Annotated in this window: 18 protein-coding genes and 2 pseudogenes; 18 read left to right on the top strand and 2 right to left on the bottom strand. The window is 63.6% G+C overall.

Annotated elements, in window-relative coordinates; all coding sequences use genetic code 11:
* The first annotated feature begins 536 nt into the window (after positions 1-536).
* The 15 genes from ACFQU1_RS20510 (at position 537) to ACFQU1_RS20580 (ending at position 13,735) form a co-directional block, all read left to right on the top strand.
* The gene (locus ACFQU1_RS20510; protein ID WP_378136133.1) at positions 537-3,860 is read left to right on the top strand and encodes a host specificity factor TipJ family phage tail protein; all 3,324 of its coding nucleotides are present in this window, start codon (positions 537-539) and stop codon (positions 3,858-3,860) included.
* Positions 3,853-4,293 (top strand): hypothetical protein, encoded by a 441-nt coding sequence (locus tag ACFQU1_RS20515; RefSeq protein WP_378136135.1) that lies wholly within the window; start codon positions 3,853-3,855, stop codon positions 4,291-4,293. Before ACFQU1_RS20510 ends, ACFQU1_RS20515 begins: the two co-directional genes overlap by 8 nt.
* 4 nt (positions 4,294-4,297) lie before the next feature.
* Positions 4,298-4,705 (top strand): hypothetical protein, encoded by a 408-nt coding sequence (locus tag ACFQU1_RS20520; RefSeq protein WP_378136137.1) that lies wholly within the window; start codon positions 4,298-4,300, stop codon positions 4,703-4,705.
* A complete protein-coding gene (locus ACFQU1_RS20525) occupies positions 4,705-5,094 on the top strand; it encodes a hypothetical protein (protein WP_378136139.1) in 390 nt (129 codons plus the stop codon). The genes ACFQU1_RS20520 and ACFQU1_RS20525 overlap by 1 nt, the downstream gene beginning before the upstream one ends.
* Positions 5,095-5,493 carry a hypothetical protein gene (locus ACFQU1_RS20530; RefSeq protein WP_378136141.1) on the top strand — a complete coding sequence of 133 codons (399 nt, stop codon included), beginning with the start codon at positions 5,095-5,097 and terminating at the stop codon, positions 5,491-5,493.
* The gene (locus ACFQU1_RS20535) at positions 5,490-5,846 is read left to right on the top strand and encodes a hypothetical protein (protein WP_378136143.1); all 357 of its coding nucleotides are present in this window, start codon (positions 5,490-5,492) and stop codon (positions 5,844-5,846) included. The genes ACFQU1_RS20530 and ACFQU1_RS20535 overlap by 4 nt, the downstream gene beginning before the upstream one ends.
* Positions 5,836-7,539 (top strand): hypothetical protein, encoded by a 1,704-nt coding sequence (locus ACFQU1_RS20540; RefSeq protein ID WP_378136145.1) that lies wholly within the window; start codon positions 5,836-5,838, stop codon positions 7,537-7,539. The genes ACFQU1_RS20535 and ACFQU1_RS20540 overlap by 11 nt, the downstream gene beginning before the upstream one ends.
* Positions 7,536-7,988 (top strand): hypothetical protein, encoded by a 453-nt coding sequence (locus tag ACFQU1_RS20545; protein WP_378136147.1) that lies wholly within the window; start codon positions 7,536-7,538, stop codon positions 7,986-7,988. Before ACFQU1_RS20540 ends, ACFQU1_RS20545 begins: the two co-directional genes overlap by 4 nt.
* A gap of 639 nt (positions 7,989-8,627) precedes the next feature.
* Entirely contained in the window at positions 8,628-9,440 is an 813-nt protein-coding gene (locus tag ACFQU1_RS20550) for a glycoside hydrolase family 108 protein (RefSeq protein WP_378136149.1), read from the top strand.
* Positions 9,437-9,709 (top strand): hypothetical protein, encoded by a 273-nt coding sequence (locus ACFQU1_RS20555; RefSeq protein ID WP_378136151.1) that lies wholly within the window; start codon positions 9,437-9,439, stop codon positions 9,707-9,709. Before ACFQU1_RS20550 ends, ACFQU1_RS20555 begins: the two co-directional genes overlap by 4 nt.
* 123 nt (positions 9,710-9,832) lie before the next feature.
* Entirely contained in the window at positions 9,833-10,177 is a 345-nt protein-coding gene (locus tag ACFQU1_RS20560; RefSeq protein ID WP_378136153.1) for a hypothetical protein, read from the top strand.
* Between the two features lie 12 nt (positions 10,178-10,189).
* Positions 10,190-11,425 carry a hypothetical protein gene (locus ACFQU1_RS20565; RefSeq protein WP_378136155.1) on the top strand — a complete coding sequence of 412 codons (1,236 nt, stop codon included), beginning with the start codon at positions 10,190-10,192 and terminating at the stop codon, positions 11,423-11,425.
* The gene (locus ACFQU1_RS20570) at positions 11,422-11,973 is read left to right on the top strand and encodes a deoxynucleotide monophosphate kinase (RefSeq protein WP_378136157.1); all 552 of its coding nucleotides are present in this window, start codon (positions 11,422-11,424) and stop codon (positions 11,971-11,973) included. The genes ACFQU1_RS20565 and ACFQU1_RS20570 overlap by 4 nt, the downstream gene beginning before the upstream one ends.
* A gap of 248 nt (positions 11,974-12,221) precedes the next feature.
* Positions 12,222-13,274, top strand: a complete 1,053-nt coding sequence (locus ACFQU1_RS20575) for a sensor histidine kinase (protein ID WP_378136801.1) — start codon at positions 12,222-12,224, stop codon at positions 13,272-13,274.
* A 71-nt stretch (positions 13,275-13,345) separates the two neighbouring features.
* Positions 13,346-13,735, top strand: coding sequence for a response regulator (locus ACFQU1_RS20580; RefSeq protein ID WP_378136159.1), 390 nt, complete (start codon positions 13,346-13,348; stop codon positions 13,733-13,735).
* On the opposite strand, the pseudogene ACFQU1_RS20585 reads toward ACFQU1_RS20580, so the two are convergent.
* Positions 13,706-14,140 (bottom strand): annotated as a pseudogene (locus ACFQU1_RS20585) (transporter substrate-binding domain-containing protein); the annotation flags it as partial. The gene ACFQU1_RS20580 and the pseudogene ACFQU1_RS20585 sit on opposite strands and share 30 nt — an antisense overlap.
* A 190-nt stretch (positions 14,141-14,330) precedes the next feature.
* A complete protein-coding gene (locus ACFQU1_RS20590; RefSeq protein WP_378136161.1) occupies positions 14,331-15,089 on the bottom strand; it encodes an SDR family oxidoreductase in 759 nt (252 codons plus the stop codon).
* A gap of 362 nt (positions 15,090-15,451) precedes the next feature.
* Here ACFQU1_RS20590 and ACFQU1_RS20595 point away from each other — a divergent pair.
* The 3 genes and pseudogenes from ACFQU1_RS20595 to ACFQU1_RS20605 form a co-directional block, all read left to right on the top strand.
* Positions 15,452-15,634: pseudogene (locus ACFQU1_RS20595) on the top strand (hypothetical protein); the annotation flags it as partial.
* Positions 15,635-15,662: 28 nt separating this feature from the next.
* The gene (locus ACFQU1_RS20600; RefSeq protein ID WP_378136163.1) at positions 15,663-15,968 is read left to right on the top strand and encodes a hypothetical protein; all 306 of its coding nucleotides are present in this window, start codon (positions 15,663-15,665) and stop codon (positions 15,966-15,968) included.
* A 262-nt stretch (positions 15,969-16,230) separates the two neighbouring features.
* Positions 16,231-17,289 (top strand): helix-turn-helix domain-containing protein, encoded by a 1,059-nt coding sequence (locus tag ACFQU1_RS20605; protein WP_378136165.1) that lies wholly within the window; start codon positions 16,231-16,233, stop codon positions 17,287-17,289.
* Positions 17,290-17,405 lie beyond the last annotated feature (116 nt).

Consider the following 17,405-nt stretch of genomic DNA (forward strand, 5'->3'; position numbering starts at 1 on the left):
CGCGAGTTCCTGGCCAAGCTCAGGCGCTCTGCCAATGTCGGTGAGGTGAAGCGCCCAAGGCTGACTCGAAAACAGCGGATGGATCTCGCGTCAGTTCCGCCGGCCACGTTGATAAATTTGGGCAGTGTTACCGCGGGTGTTCTGGGTCGAGCCGATGGTCGTCAGGATGGCGAATAGACGCTACAATCTTCGATACGTAAGCGGCTGCGGCCTCTTTGATGAAGGTGGCCGAGTACTCGTCTGCGCCAGGAAACAGATCGTCTTGTCCAAGCCGGTCTATAATCGTGCTTTCAAGCGACGCTACTCGGCGCCGGAACTCATCTCGATCAGGCGAGAAGCAAATCTCGCCTAAGCAGAATCGGACCAGTTCGCTTAGAGCGATTTGTGCTGCGATGTCGTGGGCCCGCTGCTCTTGCGGGCTAAGCGTTCGTCTCTCTTCTGACATTGTTTCCCCCATCGGTTGAGTCGCGCCCCGATGGTGGACGGGCCGGGTGATTGCCGCAAGCTCACCCGGTCCGCTTCCTTCAGGATCCCTGATGCCTCTTGTTCGCCATCAACTCGCCGATCCGGCGGGAACGCCCCTGCTCGTCATCGCCGAAGCCGAGCGCCGGCACCGCGAGACCATCGCGCGTTTCGTGCGCCGCCAGAAGTGGCATTTCCTCGCCCTGCCGACGGTCTGCCTCGTCAATGGCGCGCCGATTCCGATCAGGGAATGGGGGCACCGCAAGCTGAGGAAGCGTGACGAAGTCGTGTTTCTGTCGCGGCCGGGGGGCGGCGCCCTCGGCGGCGGTAGCGGCGGCTCGACCACAAAGTCGATCATCGCCGTTGTCGGGCTGATCGCGCTCACCGCCATCGCGCCCTGGGCTGCCGGCGCCGTCTTCGGAGCGGGTAGCATTGCCGCGAATATCGGCGCGGCACTGCTCGTCGCCGGTGGCTCCATGCTGCTCGCGCGGTTCATGACGCCGAAGGCCGGCGGGCAGTCGGACAAGAAGGACGACCTCTATTCGATCTCGGCGGGCAGCAATCAGGCGCGGCCTCTGCAGCCCATCCCGGTCGGCTATGGCCGGCGGCTCGCCACGCCGGATCTCGCCGCGCCGCCCTACAGCGAATATCAGGGCGACGACCAATATCTCTACCAGCTCTTCGCGCTGGGCTGCGGCAAATACGATCTGGAAGAGATCCGCATCGACGACACGCCGCTGTGGACCAAGACGGGCGGCCTCAATCCGTCCTTCCCGAATGTGCAGCTGCAATACTGCAATCCCGGCGAGCAGGTGACGCTCTTCCCGGTGAACGTCGTCACGGCGTCGGAGGTGTCTGGCCAGGAAGTGAAGCCGCAGGATGCTTGGATCGGCGGCTTCGTCGCCAATGCGGCGGGGACGTTGGCGCGCGAAATCATCATCGATCTCGTCTGGCCGGGCGGCAACTACGACACCTATCAGAACAGGCTCTATCCCGTGCCGACGCAGGTCGAGGCACAAGCCGCCCCCGTCGACGATGCCGGCGTGCAGATCGGCGATTGGTTCGGCATCCTCAACAAGACCTATAACCTCGCGAAGTCCAGCCAGATCCGCGTGACCGAGCGCGTCGGCGTGCCGCCCGGCCGCTACATGGTCCGGCTGCGCACCACGACCCCCGTATTCCAGGGCGATCCGAATCCCTATAACGGCGGCAAGTCCACCGTCACCAATGCCTTCAACTGGTCGGCCCTGCGCGCCACCATCGACGGGCCGCAGAGCTTTCCTGGCGTCACGACGCTGGCCATCAAGATGAAGGCCGATGCCGTTCTCTCCGGCCTCTCCAGCCGCAAGATCGGCACGGTGGCGACGCGCATCCTGCCGGTCTGGACGGGCACGGCTTGGGCCGAACAGGCGACCCGCAATCCCGTCTGGGCGGCGCTCGATATCTGGTCGAACAGCGACTATTCGGCCGGGCTTAATCTTGCCAATGTCGATCTGCAGACTTTCACCACCTATGCGAGCTTCTACGACGCGGCCGGGCACACCTTCGACCACGTCTTCACGGATCCGGTGTCGGTCTATGAGGCGATCGAGACGACGCTAAAGCCGGGCCGGGCGAATCCGTCCTTCATCGGTGACCGCATGACCATGGTGCGCGACGAGCCGCGCAGCCTGCCGCGCATGCTCTTCACCGACCGCGAGATCGTGCGCGGTTCGCTCACCATCAACCGCCGGCTGCTCGATGAGGAATTCGCCGACGGCGTCGTGGTGCAATATCTCGACGAGCGCATCTGGCGCCTCGCCGATGCCCCATCGTCGCCCGGCCTGATCAAGCCGGCCTCGGTGCAGATCGACGGCATCACCAAGCGCGAGCAGGCGATCACCATTGCCCGCTATCTCGCGGCCGTGAACAACTACCGCCGGCGCACGGTGACCTTTCAGGTGGAGCTCGAGGGCCGCATGCTGAAGCGCGGCGACCTCATCGCCGTGCAGAGCGAGCTGCCGCAGACCTGGGGCCAGAGCGGCCGGGTGACCGCCTATAACCCGACCACCAAGACACTGACGCTCGACCCGGCCCCGCAATGGGGCGCCAGCGGCAACCACTATGTCGAGATCCGCCGGGCTGACGCCGTTCCCTTCGGGCCGGTGCGCGTGACGCGCGGCGTCGACGACGGCCATGCCGCCTTCGTCGGCGCCGATCTCGCGGCCGTGGAAGGTGCGCAGGGCATCACGATCGCCGATGTCCTCGCCCGCACACCGACCATGGAACTGCCGTCCTTCGTCTTCTCGGTCGGGCAGCCGCAAGGCTTTCGCGGGCTCGTCAGCAAGGGCACGCCCAACGGCGACCTCATGGAGATCGAGGCCGTCATCGACGACCCGCGCGTCTATGACATCGACGAGGGCGACGTGCCGCCTTTGCCGAGCGTCCCGACCTTCCTCAATCCCGGCTTGCCCGTCGTCACCACGCTGTCGGCGCAGATGCGGCAGGAGGGCACAAACTGCATGCTTGATGTCGGCTGGGAGCCGCCGGCCGGCGCCGCCACCTATGCCGCACAGATCTCCTATGACGCGGGCCAGACGTGGCAGGCCGTGTTCCAGGGCAGCGAGACCTTTTTCAAGGTGCTGGTCAGCCCGACGAATCTGCAGGTGCGGGTGCAGCCGCGCACCGTCAACGGCCTGCCGGGGCCGTGGAGCGTGGTCGACGTGCTCGCGCCGGAAATCGAGATCAGCAACAGCTTCGTGCGGCTGAAGATCGACGAGAACGACCTTCGGTCCGATGTGCTGGATTTCATGCAGTACAACCCGCTGATTCAGGAGGTGGCGGATCTCACCGGCGAGGCGCATGTCATCGCCGATGCGGCCGAGGGCAAGGCGCGGGCGGCGATCACACAGATTGCCGAAGTGAAGGTGACCTCCGATAAGGCCATCGCCATCTTCGGCACGGATGTGGTCGCGGAATACGACAATCAGGGGGTGACGGTCAGTGAGCGGCTCACGGCCGCGGCAGACGCCTATGGCAATCTCGTCGGGTCCTGGAAAGTCTCGATCACCTCGGCCGGCTATATCTCCGGCTTCGAACTGATCACCGCGACGGGCGCGCCGGGGCAGGTGGTCAACGAGGTGCGGGTCTCGACCGACAAGTTCCTCGTCGGGCCGCCTGCGGCCGTCGGCACGCAGCCGGAATACTTCTTCTCGATCGCCTTCCGCAACGGCGCACAACGGGTGTCGCTGCGTGGCGATCTCGTCGCCGACGGTACGATTTCAGCCACCAAGATCCAGACCGACTCCCTCTCAGCGCTCTCCGCCAATGTCGGCGACGTGACGGCAGGCGTTCTGCGCGGTCCAAACAACAAGATGCGGATCGAGCTGAGCAACGAAAGGATCCTCATCAGTGACTAACCGGGTGGTGCTCGGCCGTCACCCGTGGGGGCCAATGGGGCTTTTCGTCTCCAAGCCTGGCGTCGACGTTCTGGGCGTGGGGCCGGCCGATCGCGGCAACCTGTCCTTCTCCACGGAATGGGGACAGGTCGCCACCATCATTGCGCAGGGCATCGTCTCGCCCGGCGCCGTCGTCACCATGCCGCCGGGCACCGACTACTGGCCGGCGGTGTGGTGGTCGCCCGTCTCCGGCAATGTCGTCCAGCCGGGCGCCTGGTGGTATGCCGAGAACGCCAGCGGCTCGACCCAGCGGCTTTGGGGCACGATCTACCAGCTCGTCTATCTCGGCGGGAATCCCTGCCAGCTGCGCTGGGATGACACGGCGCCGGGCGGCGTCACGCGCGCCGGCTATTTCGACATCAAATATGTGGCCTTCGGCTTGCGGGTGAACTGAACTGATGGCCACGCGCGTGATCATCCAGCCCGGCTATCTGGCGATCAGCCGGCCGGGCTTCGACGCCAGCTCGGGGCGCCCGCCCGACATGCTGCTGATGGCCGGCATCCGCTTCGGCCAGATCATCGAGACCGGCGAGTTCGGCCTGTCCTATACCTCGGTCGCGCCGTTCTACTATTACGGCTCGGGGAATTTCTCGCGGACGTACCCTTACACGCCGCTCGTCTTCACCAAGATCCGCGCGGCTGACGGCGGCTATTACGACCACTACACGTGGTTCGACGATACGACCTACAAGATCTCCCTCACGGTGACGCCGTCGGGGATCTCGGCCCATGGCGACATGCTGCAACCGCCGCAGCAATACCGGCCGGCGAGCATCCTCTATGTCGTCTATCGGGGGCCATCCTGATGGCGCTTTCGGTCTTCTTTAACGCTGGGAACAAGTTCCGCGTCGTCGCCGATGTCGTCGATGTCAGCGACGATCTCGATCCGCGCGTGCTGTTCTCGCCGGATTGGCAGGGCGCCCTCGTCGAGTATCACGAATATGGCGTTGGCGGCGATGCAAGCGATATCTGGGTGCCGTTCTCGATGAGCTTTGCCCGGCCGCCGATCGTCGTCTCTGGCTTCCTGGCCAGCGGCCAATTCTATTCGCCCTATAGCAAGATGTATTACACGATCAATACCGGCGAGACGGCGGCACTGCAGCAAGTCTTCGTGCATGTGCTGACCAATGGCCTGTCCTTCTCGGTCGCCGGCTATGGCGGCGGCACCTTCAAAGCTTATGTCATAGGAGGCTAAATGGATTTCCTCATCGCGGGCGACGCGACCGGGCGCATCGTCCATGTCGCGCAAGCCGATAACACCGCCGCGCTGCAGGCGGATTACGAGTCGCGCGGGCAGCCCTGTGTGGTGATCAGCACCGATTCCCGCCGCTTCTATCTGAAGGATGGTCAGCTCGTGCCGCGCCCGAAAAGTACGGCGGTGCTGTCGGCCGCCAAAGTGCCGGCCGGCAGCGGCGTGACGCTCACGGGCGCGCCGGCGGGCGCTGCAATCGCGGTCACCGGGCCGGTGCAGGCGAGCATCGAGAGCGACGGCGAACTTGTCGCACTCACCTTTCCGCTCGCCGGCCTCTACACCATCACCGTGGAGCATTGGCCGGAGCGCGACGCCAATTTCCTGCTCGAGGTGACGCCATGAGAACCGTCGTCGTCGCACCCGATCTCGCGGCCTTCAAGGCCATGGCCGAGGCCGCCATCGACCGCGCCTATGCCGCCGACCGGCCGGAAAGCCTCGCCGGTGAAGACGCCGTGACGCTGGCGCAAGCACAGCGCGTCCTCGACGGCCAGGCGCCGCTGCCGGAATTCGCGGCGGAGGCGAAGGCGCGCCGCCTGGAGCCTGCCGATCTCGCCGCGCAGGTGCGTGACCGGGCGCAAGGCGTCTACCAGCGCAAGCTGCGGCGCATCACGGCCAAGCTCGCCGTGCGCGCCGCGCCGGACATTGCCGCCGTCAATGCGGTGCTCGATCGCGAGGGTGTCAAGAATGCCATCTGAGCAGCTCGTCTATCCCTATCTCACCGGCACTAATATCCCCGGTTCCGGCTTCAACACGACCTGCACGGTGACCAACGGCTCGGCGACGGTCACCGGGCAATTCACCATCTGGGAAACGGCGCTCGATAAGGGCGATGTGCTCTTCGTCGCGGGCATGATGGGGCTCGTGCAGGAGGTGGTCTCCGACACAGAGCTCACGCTCGCCATGCCCTGGGACGGAACGACGGCTACGACCGCGCCCTATGCTGCCTATCGCAACAACTCCTATGTCGACCCGCGCAACTACGGTCGTCGCTTGGCGGAATATCTGACCAAGCTGCGCGCCATTCCCGACGACATCGACGCCTTCCTCGCTCAGCTTGAAGCGCTCAAGGATGATATCGCCGCTGATGCTGCGCAGGTGGCGGCAGACAAGGTCACCGTGGAGACGGCAACGGGTGTTGCGACCGCCGCTGCCGAGACAGCGACGGAAGAGGCGTCGGCGGCGACCGGCGCGGCCACCGTAGCCACCGACGCCCTGGCCGATTTCCGCAATCGTTACTATGGCGTTCTGCCATCCGACCCGTTGACGCGACCGGACGGCACGCCTTCCCAGGAAGGCGATTTCTATGACAACAGCGCGAGCGGCCTGCGGATCTATCACAATGGCCTTTGGGGGGCGGCCGTCCTCGACGCCAATGGGGCGCTGGTCGCGGCTAACAATCTGTCAGATCTGCCCGACAAGGCGGTGGCGCGCGGCAATCTCGGCCTCGGAACCGGTCCGCTCGCCGGCTTCCGGAACAGGGTCATCAACGGCAATTTCGATATCTGGCAGCGCGGCACAAGCCAGACAGTCAGCGGATATGGATCTGATGACCGGTGGGTCAACGGGAATGCAGGGTCATCAAAGACCCATTCCCGGCAATTGTTTCCTCTCGGCCAAACTGATGTTCCCGGAGACCCGGAAATCTTCTCGCGAACGGTTGTAGCAAGTGTTACTGGCGCTAATAACAATGCATACAAGAGGCAGTACATAGAGGGAGTTGAATCACTAGCGGGGCAACGGGCCACTCTGACGCTTTATGCAAAAGCTGATGCCGCCCGGCGCATTGGCGTCGAATTTTCTCAACAGTTTGGTACGGGCGGCAGTCCGAGCGAAGTCGTCCAGTTTGGATTCACCCTCTTGAATGTGACGACTGCTTGGCAGAAGTTCAGCTTCACAATTGATGTTCCATCTGCCGCGGGAAAGACACTCGGTACGAGCAAAACTGACGCGCTCTTGCTGACGTTCTTCTTTGATGCTGGATCTAGCTACAACACACGTCTTCCCGGTCTAGGCCAGCAATCCGGCACCTTCGATATTGCCCGCGTGTCATTGGTGGCCGGCGACGCGACCGGCGAGGGTGATCCGTCTACGCCGCGACATATCCAGCAGGAGCTGCTCCTCTGCGCGCGCTACGGTCAGCCTGTAGGAGCAAGCGCCAGGTTTCCTTCCCCTGGCGCTGGGTCGATTATGGCGACCGCGTTGAACTGGTTCCCGATGCGGACGATCCCTAGCGCTTCTCTCGTAACTGCCCCGGCCACGGCGGCGGTTTCCGATTATCAGATCGCTACTATTACACCCTATAGCGCCAGATTCCTGGTCACAGCGAGCGCTGGTGGCGATGTCTCGGCGGCAGGTGCCGTCTACTTCTTGGATGCGGAGGTGGTATGATCATCGAGAGTGCACGTTATACGGAGAGCGGCAATATCGTTGCCACAATTGACGGGGCCGAGATGTTCGTCCCGAACGATCCCGCAAACCGCCACCGTCAAGCACTGGTGTCATGGGAAGGAGAAGGGAACGCTATTGAGCCCTATGTTTCCCCTCCTGCTCCCGTGCCGGACATCAGCGATCGCCAGTTCTTTCAGCAACTCGCGATTGACGGCACGATCACGCAGGAGGAAGCGCTGGCGGCGGTGAAGACAGGAGCCATCCCAGCGAGCCTGCAGACGATCGTCGACGGCATTCAGGACCCGGCGGCCCGCTTCGCGGCCGAGATGCTGCTTTCCGGCGCCACCACCTTCGAGCGCTCGCACCCCCTGACCGACGCCATCGGCCAGGCGACGGGGCGCACGCCAGAGCAGGTCGACGACTTCTTCAGATCGGCAGCGCGGCTCTAAGGCCGCTCTCGAACCAGCGGTTCCAAGACGCTCGGACCTCCGTGATGCTCAGGCTAAACGCCCTTTGAGCCGAACCTCTCCGAGGGTCGCATCCTCTCGCCGATTGGAGAGGTCTCGATCAGCTTCGTGCGGGCGCGGACAAGTGTGGCTGTGAATTCCTCGACGGATAAGCCCATTGCGCTCGCGGCCTGTGCATAGCTGAGGTTCCACACGGAGGTGAGGAAGAGAGCGTCGCGCTCGCCGCGTGCCAACGATGGAAAGGCGCTCCGGTGCGCCAAGATGGCTCCGGCCGACACGTCCGCAATTTTCTTGTCGTTCTGCAATTTGCTGTGCCCGCACGCCCGCGAACTTAACGCAGGTTGAGCAGAACCGTTCCTGCGCGAAACGGCGCGGCGGCGGTAAAAAAAGCGGCCCCGGTCGGGGGGAAGGATCGGGGGATCCAGCCGTGACCGGGGCCGTTCTGGATGGTCAGAACGTCTTATCCTACCTGCTTTTAGCATAAGTGCTACTGCTTTCACGAGCCGCCCCTTGGGGCGGCTTTTTTCATGGAGATATCGCTATGAGATTGACCACTCCGGCCGCGCGGAACGGCGCGGCGGCGGGCGCTCGCGCGTCCTCGATCACGCGTGGTGACCGCTGATGGCCGCCGCGAATTTCGATCTCATCATCGGCTGGCTCTTCAAGCACGAGGGCGGCCTGTCGATGGACCGCAAAGACCCCGGCAACTGGACCGGCGGCAAGGTCCGCAAGGGGCAGTTGAAGGGCACGAAATACGGCATCTCGGCCGCGGCCTTCCCGAAAGAGGACATCGCCGGCCTGACCAAGGACAAGGCGATCGCCATCTACAAGCGCGCCTATTGGGATGTGCTGCACTGCGACCTGCTGCCGGCCGGCGCCGACTATGTGGCCTTCGACGGCGGCGTGAACTCCGGCACTGCCCAATCCGCCAAATGGCTGCAGCGGGCCGTCGGCGTCACGGCAGACGGCATCATCGGGGCGCAGACGCTGGCCGCCGTCGAGGCCGCCGCGCGGCGCGACGAAGAGGCGCTCATCAACTCGCAATGCGATCAACGCCTTGCCTTCATGAAAGGCCTTTCGACGTGGAAGCGTTTCGGCGGCGGCTGGGAGACCCGCGTCGGGGAGGTCCGCACCAATGCCATCAAGCTCGCCCGTGCCGATCAGCAGTTCGGCGCCGTCACCTTCGTCGCGGGCATGGAGAAGAAGGCTCGGCCGACCGATACGAGGATCACGGCGAGCACCGAGGGCAAGATCAAGGTCGGCACCGCGGCGGCGGCCGTCGCGGGCGCTGCGGCGTCTGTGACGCAACAGCTCTCGCCCTTCGCCGATATCGCCACCATCCGCAACCTGCTCGTGGGGCTCGCGCTCGTCGGTGCCGTCGCCGGCCTCATCGTCACCTTCACCCGCCATAGCCATGGGGAGGTGAAGACGTGATCGCCGCGGCGGCCGCCGCCATCCTCGCCAATTGGCGCCTGGCGCTCGCCGGCGGCCTTCTCGTCGCCCTCGGGCTCGCGGCCTGGACGATCAACGACCGGGCCTTTGACCGCGGCCACGCCGCCGCGCTCGTCGAGATCCAGAAGCAAATCACCCATTCGGAAGGCCTGATCGATGAAGAGACTCGCCGTGCTCGCGATGCTGCTCGCGACGCCGCTCGCCGGGTGTGCGAGCAGCAAGATGATCCCGGCGCCTGTCGCGACCCCTGAAGCGGCGCGCACGCGCGTCGCCTTCTGCGATGTCGCTCGTCCCATGGCGGCCGTACCAGGCGACCCGCCTCGGACACAGGTGCAGAAGGCGGGCCACAACGGCACCGGGCAATACCTCTGCGGATGGCCGGGGGCGGTGCGCTGATGGGGCTCGGTCCGACAGTCGAATGGTCGGAGATCGCGACCCTCGCCGGGATCCTCGCGGCCGTTGCCGCGCCGCTCGCCTGGGTCTGGCAGGACAACCGGCGCGCCATCCACCACCTGCACAGGCGCCTCGACGCGCTGAGCGCCCAGCTTGCGGCTGACAAGCTCGAGGCGGCGAGAACCTTCGTGTCGAGCGAGGCCGTCATGCGGGTGGAGAAGAGGCTTGCCGCATCCGAGGTGCGCATGGCCGCGGCCATCGAAGCCCTGGGCGGACGCATCGACCGCGCCCTCGAGGCGGCCTTGAGCCGCCCGCGCTCGTCATAACGGAGCAATCTTTTGAGCAAGCAACCTCGTGGCGTCCGCCTCTCGGCGGCGCAGGAAGACGAATTGCGCCGTCGCATCGGCGCCGGCGAGAAACCCTATGCGGCCGCCCGTGCAATGGGCATCGGCGAGCGCTCCGCCCGGCGCATCAGAAACGCCATGCTGGCGCAGGCGGCCGAGAAGCCGCCCGAGGCGCAGCGCCGCGAGCAGCATGATGCAGCCTTCTACCGCCGGCGCTCGCTCAGCCTGGCGCGCGATCTCGCCAAAGTGGAGCTGCTCGCCGAACATCTCGCCGGGATGCGCGGCCAGACGGTGCAGCCGCCCGCTTGGTTGCTCGCGGCATCGTCGGGCAAGCGCAGCCGCTCGGTGATCGGGCTTCTCCTGTCTGACGTGCATGCAGGGGAGGTGGTGAGCGCCGACGAGATCCTCGGCCTCAATGCCTTCGATGTCGAGATCTGCCGCAGGCGGCTGCGGCGCCTTTTTGCGGCGGCCTGCGAGATTGGCCCGCGATGGACGGTCGATTGCGACAATCAGGGCGTCTTGCTCACGCTGGGCGGCGATCTCGTCTCCGGCGACATCCATGAGGAGTTGCGCATCACGAATGGCCTCACGGCCCATGAACAGGTGCGCTTCGTGGTCGAGGAGGTCACGGCCGGCATTCGCCATTTGCGCGAGACTTTTGGCCGGGTGCATGTCGTCTCGGTGCCGGGCAACCACGGCCGGGTGACGGTGAAACCGACGGCGAAGCTCTATGCGCGCGCCTCCTATGACACGCTCGCGGCTTCCATGATTGCCGACCGATTCGAGGACGACAAGCGCGTCACGTTCCAGATCGGCGCTTCGCGCGACGCCGTGGTGCCGGTGCTCGGCCATACCGTCTTCGTCAACCACGGCGACGGCATGGGGACGGGCGGTGGCCAGGGCTTCATCGGCCCGCTCGCCCCGATCGTGCGCGGCACGAAGAAGGTGGAAGCGCAACAGGCGAGGGCAGGGCGCCGGCCGGACCTCATCCTGCACGGGCACTATCACACCTCCGCCAATCCGGGGAACGTGCTGAGCAACGGCTCGGTGCCCGGCTACACCGAATATGGCAATGGCCTGCGCGCCAGCCTGGAGCCGCCGATGCAGTGGCTCTTTCTCCTGCACGAGCGCTGGAAGCTGCGCGAGCGCGTCGAGATCCAGCTCGATGAGCCGGCGATCCCGCCGCTGCCGCGCGTGCGCATCCCGGCCGAGATGGGGAGGGCGGCGTGATCATCGGATTGATGGGCTATGCCGGCGCCGGCAAGAGCACGGTGGCGCGGCATCTCTGCGCGGCGCACGGTTTTGTGGCGCCCCATATCGGACGGCCGCTCAAGCGCATGCTAGGCGCGCTGCTCGACGAGATCGGCTATGACGCGGCGACTATCGCCCGCTACGTTGACGGCGATCTCAAGCGGTCGGTCATTCCTGAGCTCGGCATCACGGCGACCGAGGCGCAGCAAACGCTCGGCACGGAGTGGGGCCGCGACTGCGTCGGCCGCGATTTCTGGCTGTCTCTCTGGCTCGCCAAGGCCGACCGGATCGTGGCGGCGGGGGGCAATGTGGTGCAGGAAAGCGTGCGCTTCGCCAATGAGGTCGAGGCGCTCCGCGCCCGCGGCGCCATGCTGATCGAGGTGCGCCGGCCGGGCGTGGGGCCGCTTTCAGGTCACACTTCCGAGGAAATACCCGCCGAGCCGGACCATGTTTTGCTCAACGATTCAGCAGTAGAGGCGCTACATGGGCGCTCGGAAGAGCTTCTGGCGGCAGTCCCCGGCAAATAGGCTGTCCCAAGTGTCCTCCGCAGCATTCGCTGGTATCAGGTCATCTAAGCTGACGCCTTGCGGGGGGCACCCGACCGAATCGGTTCGGCTGGCGGCAGCTGCCGACCCCCATGTCAACTTAATGTGGTGCTGATCCAGCGCGGACGTGATAACGTGTTCCAGAGCGTCAGCCTTAGGGTCTGTGTTTGACGGCGTTCCTGCCGAGTGTTGGCTCGCTTCGCGAGTTTTCGGCCCATGAGGGCCATTTCATGTCTAAAGTACCGAAAGCGCATTTCGAAGCGGCGAGCACGCTTGCCGTGGTCGTGTTATCGAACGAGCCGCTGCTTTTTCTATCTGAAGACCAGAAGGTCATCGCGGCAAGCACATCTTTCTGCCGAGCTTTTGAAATCAATTCGGCGACGATTCCCGGCAAATACCTCAGCGAACTGGGAGACGGTGAATGGGCAATGCCGAAGCTTGCCTCGCTGCTAAAGGCGACCGCTTCCAGAAGTGCTCAGATCGAAGCCTACGACATCGATCTCAAGCGGCCGCACCAGAAAACGCGGAACCTGGTTGTGACCGCGCGTACTCTCGATGATGGCGACAAAGATCGCATTCGGCTCCTGCTGGCGGTCACCGACGTAACCGACGCGCGCGCCGAAGCCCGGCTGAAAGATGATCTCGTCCGCGAAAAGGCCATCCTTCTGCAGGAGGTCCAACACCGGGTTGCAAATAGCCTCCAGATCATTGCGAGCGTTCTCATGCAGAGCGCGCGTCGAGTTCAGTCGGAGGAAGCACGTGGCCACCTGCAAAACGCGCATCACCGGGTCATGTCGATCGCAGCCTTGCAGAAGCAACTCTCGACCTCCAAGGGCGGGAATGTAGGCCTCCGAACCTATTTCAAGCAGCTTTGCGAAAGCCTCGGCGCCTCGATGATCGCCGACCCGGACCGGCTCTCGATATCGGTGACGGTCGATGACAGCGCAGTGGAGGCTGACGTTTCCGTGAGCCTGGGACTTATCGTGACGGAACTGGTGATCAACTCCCTCAAGCACGCCTTCTCAGATCAACCAACGGGCACGATCGCGATCGACTACAACTCGACGGGCACTGACTGGACCCTTTCGGTGATTGACAACGGCATAGGAATCCCAACGGGGGGCGATGCCCCTAGGGCGGGTCTGGGCACCAGCATTGTCGAAGCGCTCGCCAGGAACCTTCAGGGCGAAATCCAGCTGAGCGATGCAAATCCCGGCACTTCAGTGACGATCAGCCATCGGGGTGCCTCCGAACTCCTAGCCGACTTTCGACCGGCAACGTAGGAACGATCATGCCGCCTAAGCGCGAACCGGGAGCCGACGGAGCTCACCCGCCCAGGCAACCCGAGTGACAAATGCGTAACAGCAAGGCGGTCATCCTGGTGGTCGAAGACAGCACGATCATTCGGATGGGTGCCGTCGACCTTGTGCTGTCCGCGGGCTACGAAGCGCTTGAGGCACGCGATGCGCATGAGGCAATTCGCATCCTGGAGTCGCGAGACGACATCGATTTGGTGTTCACCGACGTGCAGATGTCAGGGGCGATGAACGGCATCAAGCTGTCCCACTACATCCGCGACCGATGGCCACCCGTGAAGTTGATTGTCGCATCGGGCAAGGCGATCCTCGAAGAGAGCAGCCTTCCTGAGGGAAGCCACTTCTTCTCGAAACCCTACAGCGACCATGCGATTGCAGACGCGATGGCCCGCATGCTGTCGAGCGATAGGTGCCTTCCTCCAGCCTAGAATGGCCGATGTGCCGGCCGGAACGAGATAGGTGGCCTCGATCTCGCAATAGGCGGGGGTGAAGGCGACCACCTCGGCGCGCTGCTGCTCGGCGCGGATCAATGCGATGTCCCATTCGTCCGCTGACGCGGCGTCCGCGACAGGGCCAGGCGAAGCGTAGGGCAGGAGCTTCACCCCGACGCCGAGATGCTCGGCGAACGCGGCCGCCATGTCGGGCGAGACGCCGACCGGATCACCATCCTGTGTCCGGCCCGTGAACAGCAGGAAGTTGGACATGTTGACGCCAACCCGCAGCACGCCGCTGGGCGCGAGCAGATCCCGCACCGCGGCCGAGGCAGGGGCGAGGTTCAGGCGGGAAGTCGATAGCGGCGTGGCCGACCGATCCGCGTTAACCGCTCTGGACATGGTCCGGGCCTGAGGTCAGCAACGCGAGGTGGTGTGAGATCGGTTGTGATTGCAGCGATCTCCGGCATGGATGAGCGGTACTCCCGTTCGACCGCGGGCGCGCTTGCGAGCGAAGAAGGGGGCGATCCTCCCGGGACGCTACACCTTCGAGGACCGCAGTCGCGTTCTCTTAGCCTCAGCCCGACGGCTGCTATGTCAGCCGAACGGACATCCCGCCATCCACGATCATCGGGCTTCCCGTCATGAAGCTCGACCGGTCGGAAAGGAGAAAAAGAGCCGCTTGCGCAATTTCCTTCGCATTGGCCATCCGCTTCATAGGGTGCAACTTTGCGACGAAATCTAAAGCGGCAGGATCCCCTTCTCCTCCGCTTGGCGTGATAGTGCCGCCCGGCAATAGGGCATTAACGCGGATGCCGTCGGCCGCGTGGTCGGAGGCCAGCGACTGCGCCAGTCCGATCAATCCAGCCTTGGACGCCGCATAGGCTCCCATCCCTGGCAGTCCGCCATTGCTGAAGCCAACGAAGGACGACGTAAAGACGATCGAGCCCTGCCCTTGTTTCTTCAACGCCGGTATCTGGGCCTTTGCGGCTAGGAAAGCGCTTGTCAGGTTGACCGCAATGACATCGTTCCAATTGCCGATCCCCATATCGGCGACCGGCGCCATCTCCCCAATCATGCCGGCGTTATTGAAAGCGCCGTCCAGTCCATCGAACTCTCTCATAGCCAGATCGACGAGGGCATCGGCATAACCTTCATCCTTTACATCGCCGGAAAGATATAGGGCTCTGCCGTTACTCCGATTGATTTGCCCAGCAATGCTTTCCAACTCAGCCGGTCGGCGTGCCCCAAGGACGACATGGGCCCCCTCGGCAGCAAAGAGCAAAGCCGCAGCGGCGCCGATCCCGCTGCTTGCCCCCGTCACGATGATCGACCTGTTTTTCAGTTCCATGACATGTCCTCCTGAGCGCTCTGTCATGGCCACCATAGGTCGTGCTGAAGGCGCCGCTATCCGTTTCCTGCTCTCAAACAGCCATGTCGGCTAGGTCGCAAGAGACGGGGAATGCCAGCCCAGACGAATGACGCCAAGGATGCACAGCTCGCCCTGACGGTACTCTGAAGCAGAAGCTACCCGCTATCGGCCACCGACGGCGGCCTGTCAGCAATGGACGACGAATGATCACTAACGGTCGTCAGCGCACCTGAGCGCCCACGAAGACCATGCCCGGGGTCCACCGCGCTGTCGCGAGGCTTCATGAGGTGAAATGAGACGGCTACCGCATCGCTATTCATATCCAAGGACAGACCGTCACCGTGATCACGTACGGCGGCTTTGACTGGACCGGCCGCTTTCCGCGGATCGTCGCGGCTGCTCGCGAGCTCGGCACCGAGACGGCCATTATCGACGGCGAGGCCTGCGTGCTAGGCGAGAAGGGCGTCGCCAGCTTCGGGGCACTCCAGGCGGAGCTGGTGCGCGGTGCCGCGCCGACCGCCGTGCTCTGCGCCTTCGATTTGGCCTATCTCAATGGTCGCGATCTGCGCGAGCTCCCGCTTCGAGCGGCTGCGCATCCCAAAACTGATCTTTCGTGGGTTAAAGCGGCCCGGCGCCGTCTGGACCCAGCCGGAGCTCGTCGTCGAGATCGAATATCGCTGCTGGACCGAAAGCGACGGCCGACTGCGCCACGCCGCTATAAGGGCATGCGCGACGACCGCGCAGCCGAGGACATCGAGCCTCCTTCGACCCTGCCGCCCGGCCCGCCGAGGAAATCGGCACCACAAGCAGTTGGGCGAGGAAGCCGGCGCGACGGACCCGCCGTCGCGCGGCGGCTAGCATTGAGAGCCCGCATATCCGACCTGATTATCTTACTAGAGCCGCCGACCAAGTCGTTTGACAAACGGCTATTAGCGACGTCCAGCTCCTGTCGCTCCCGCCAACCCTCGACACCCCTTGCCCCGATGGACTGTGCGAGGCATGCCACATGTGATTAAAAATCCACAAGTTCTGTGGAACCTATTATAGCAGACAGAGTTCTCGTGTTGCTCCAAGTAAAAATGCTGCTAGCCTTTCTATCTGGGACCTGGGTCGGGCACAGATGCGAACTCGCGAGTTATCGAGGCCACCTCGAACGATATCCGTTGCATTTGTACATCTCGCTGCGCTTCCGTCCGTGGCGAGCACCGTAGAACGACATGGATATTCGGCAACAAAACTGTTTGGAAGATTTGGAGTGTCGATTGAAGAAGTAAATGTTATCGATGGATTCATGCCAGCAGCCAACTATCTCCAGCTCCTAGAGGCTGCAGCGCAATACACAGGCGATCCATCGTTTGGGATTTCTTGCACGATCGATCAGCCATTCAATATTGCTGGTGCTCTTGGGTACCTTGCTACCAGCCTGCCAAGTCTGCTCGAAAGCTGGCACGCTCTGCAACCGTTCGTCAGTAGGCTATATTCCTACAAATATATCAGCTATACCGTGGAAGGAAATGTTGTCGAGCTGCATTGCAGCTACTGCTGGAGCAACGCCGAGGAAACCTACCAATCAGGATTGAGGTCGGCCGTTTATATGTTGAAGCTCCTCCGGTTCTTTTCTCCTGAGGCGAGCCAATTCGCCGTCGTGCTGCCGGCTCACATGGCGAGTGCCGTCGGCAGCCTGGAGGCGCTCGGCGTTTCCGTTCGAGCGGAAGGGCAACAGGTGACGCTGCGGGTAAGCCGGGCGGATGCCGAACGCAGGCAGCCCAATTCGGACCAAGTCCTCGGCGCAATTCTGATCCGGTATCTGAGGCAAACAACGGATACACCATCGCGGCTGTTGCTGATTTCTCAGCTCGAACATGAGATTCGCAGCCTGCTGAAGCACGGCACGGCGCCCATCCAAGCTGTTGCCGCTCGGTTGAACGTCAGCGTGCGGGAACTGAACAAGAAGCTCAGCGACGCGGGGGGAACCTGGGCAGATTTGGTGGAACGATGTCGCTTCGAATTAGCTTGTCACTATCTCCGCAGCGAGGACCATTCGATCGGCGAGATCTCCTCTTTGCTGGGCTATGCCAATCAGAGCGCCTTCACGCGCGCTTTTTCGCGCTGGTCCGGCATGTCTCCTCGGCAATTCCGGGCACGGCCCAAGGGTGCGTTTAGCCGTTCGTCGATCTAGAGCTTCGCTATGGTTGCCGCTGGTTGCTCATCAAAACAACGGCCGTCGAGTCCGCCCTAAACCGGCGCTCTAGCCCATGTCCGGCGCGGAGGGTCACCGACGGCGACCTGCGTACC

It is taken from the genome of Chelatococcus sp. GCM10030263 (assembly GCF_042666455.1).
Taxonomy (GTDB): domain Bacteria; phylum Pseudomonadota; class Alphaproteobacteria; order Rhizobiales; family Beijerinckiaceae; genus Chelatococcus.

What these genes read in the sequence shown, in the direction of transcription:
- ACFQU1_RS20510 (WP_378136133.1), top strand. Translation starts at nt 537, where the DNA reads ATGCCTCTTGTTCGCCATCAACTCGCCGATCCGGCGGGAACGCCCCTG.
- ACFQU1_RS20520 (WP_378136137.1), top strand. Translation starts at nt 4,298, where the DNA reads ATGGCCACGCGCGTGATCATCCAGCCCGGCTATCTGGCGATCAGCCGG.
- ACFQU1_RS20525 (WP_378136139.1), top strand. Translation starts at nt 4,705, where the DNA reads ATGGCGCTTTCGGTCTTCTTTAACGCTGGGAACAAGTTCCGCGTCGTC.
- ACFQU1_RS20530 (WP_378136141.1), top strand. Translation starts at nt 5,095, where the DNA reads ATGGATTTCCTCATCGCGGGCGACGCGACCGGGCGCATCGTCCATGTC.
- ACFQU1_RS20535 (WP_378136143.1), top strand. Translation starts at nt 5,490, where the DNA reads ATGAGAACCGTCGTCGTCGCACCCGATCTCGCGGCCTTCAAGGCCATG.
- ACFQU1_RS20540 (WP_378136145.1), top strand. Translation starts at nt 5,836, where the DNA reads ATGCCATCTGAGCAGCTCGTCTATCCCTATCTCACCGGCACTAATATC.
- ACFQU1_RS20545 (WP_378136147.1), top strand. Translation starts at nt 7,536, where the DNA reads ATGATCATCGAGAGTGCACGTTATACGGAGAGCGGCAATATCGTTGCC.
- ACFQU1_RS20550 (WP_378136149.1), top strand. Translation starts at nt 8,628, where the DNA reads ATGGCCGCCGCGAATTTCGATCTCATCATCGGCTGGCTCTTCAAGCAC.
- ACFQU1_RS20560 (WP_378136153.1), top strand. Translation starts at nt 9,833, where the DNA reads ATGGCCGGGGGCGGTGCGCTGATGGGGCTCGGTCCGACAGTCGAATGG.
- ACFQU1_RS20575 (WP_378136801.1), top strand. Translation starts at nt 12,222, where the DNA reads ATGTCTAAAGTACCGAAAGCGCATTTCGAAGCGGCGAGCACGCTTGCC.
- ACFQU1_RS20580 (WP_378136159.1), top strand. Translation starts at nt 13,346, where the DNA reads ATGCGTAACAGCAAGGCGGTCATCCTGGTGGTCGAAGACAGCACGATC.
- ACFQU1_RS20590 (WP_378136161.1), bottom strand. Translation starts at nt 15,089, where the DNA reads ATGGAACTGAAAAACAGGTCGATCATCGTGACGGGGGCAAGCAGCGGG.
- ACFQU1_RS20600 (WP_378136163.1), top strand. Translation starts at nt 15,663, where the DNA reads ATGGTCGCGATCTGCGCGAGCTCCCGCTTCGAGCGGCTGCGCATCCCA.
- ACFQU1_RS20605 (WP_378136165.1), top strand. Translation starts at nt 16,231, where the DNA reads ATGCGAACTCGCGAGTTATCGAGGCCACCTCGAACGATATCCGTTGCA.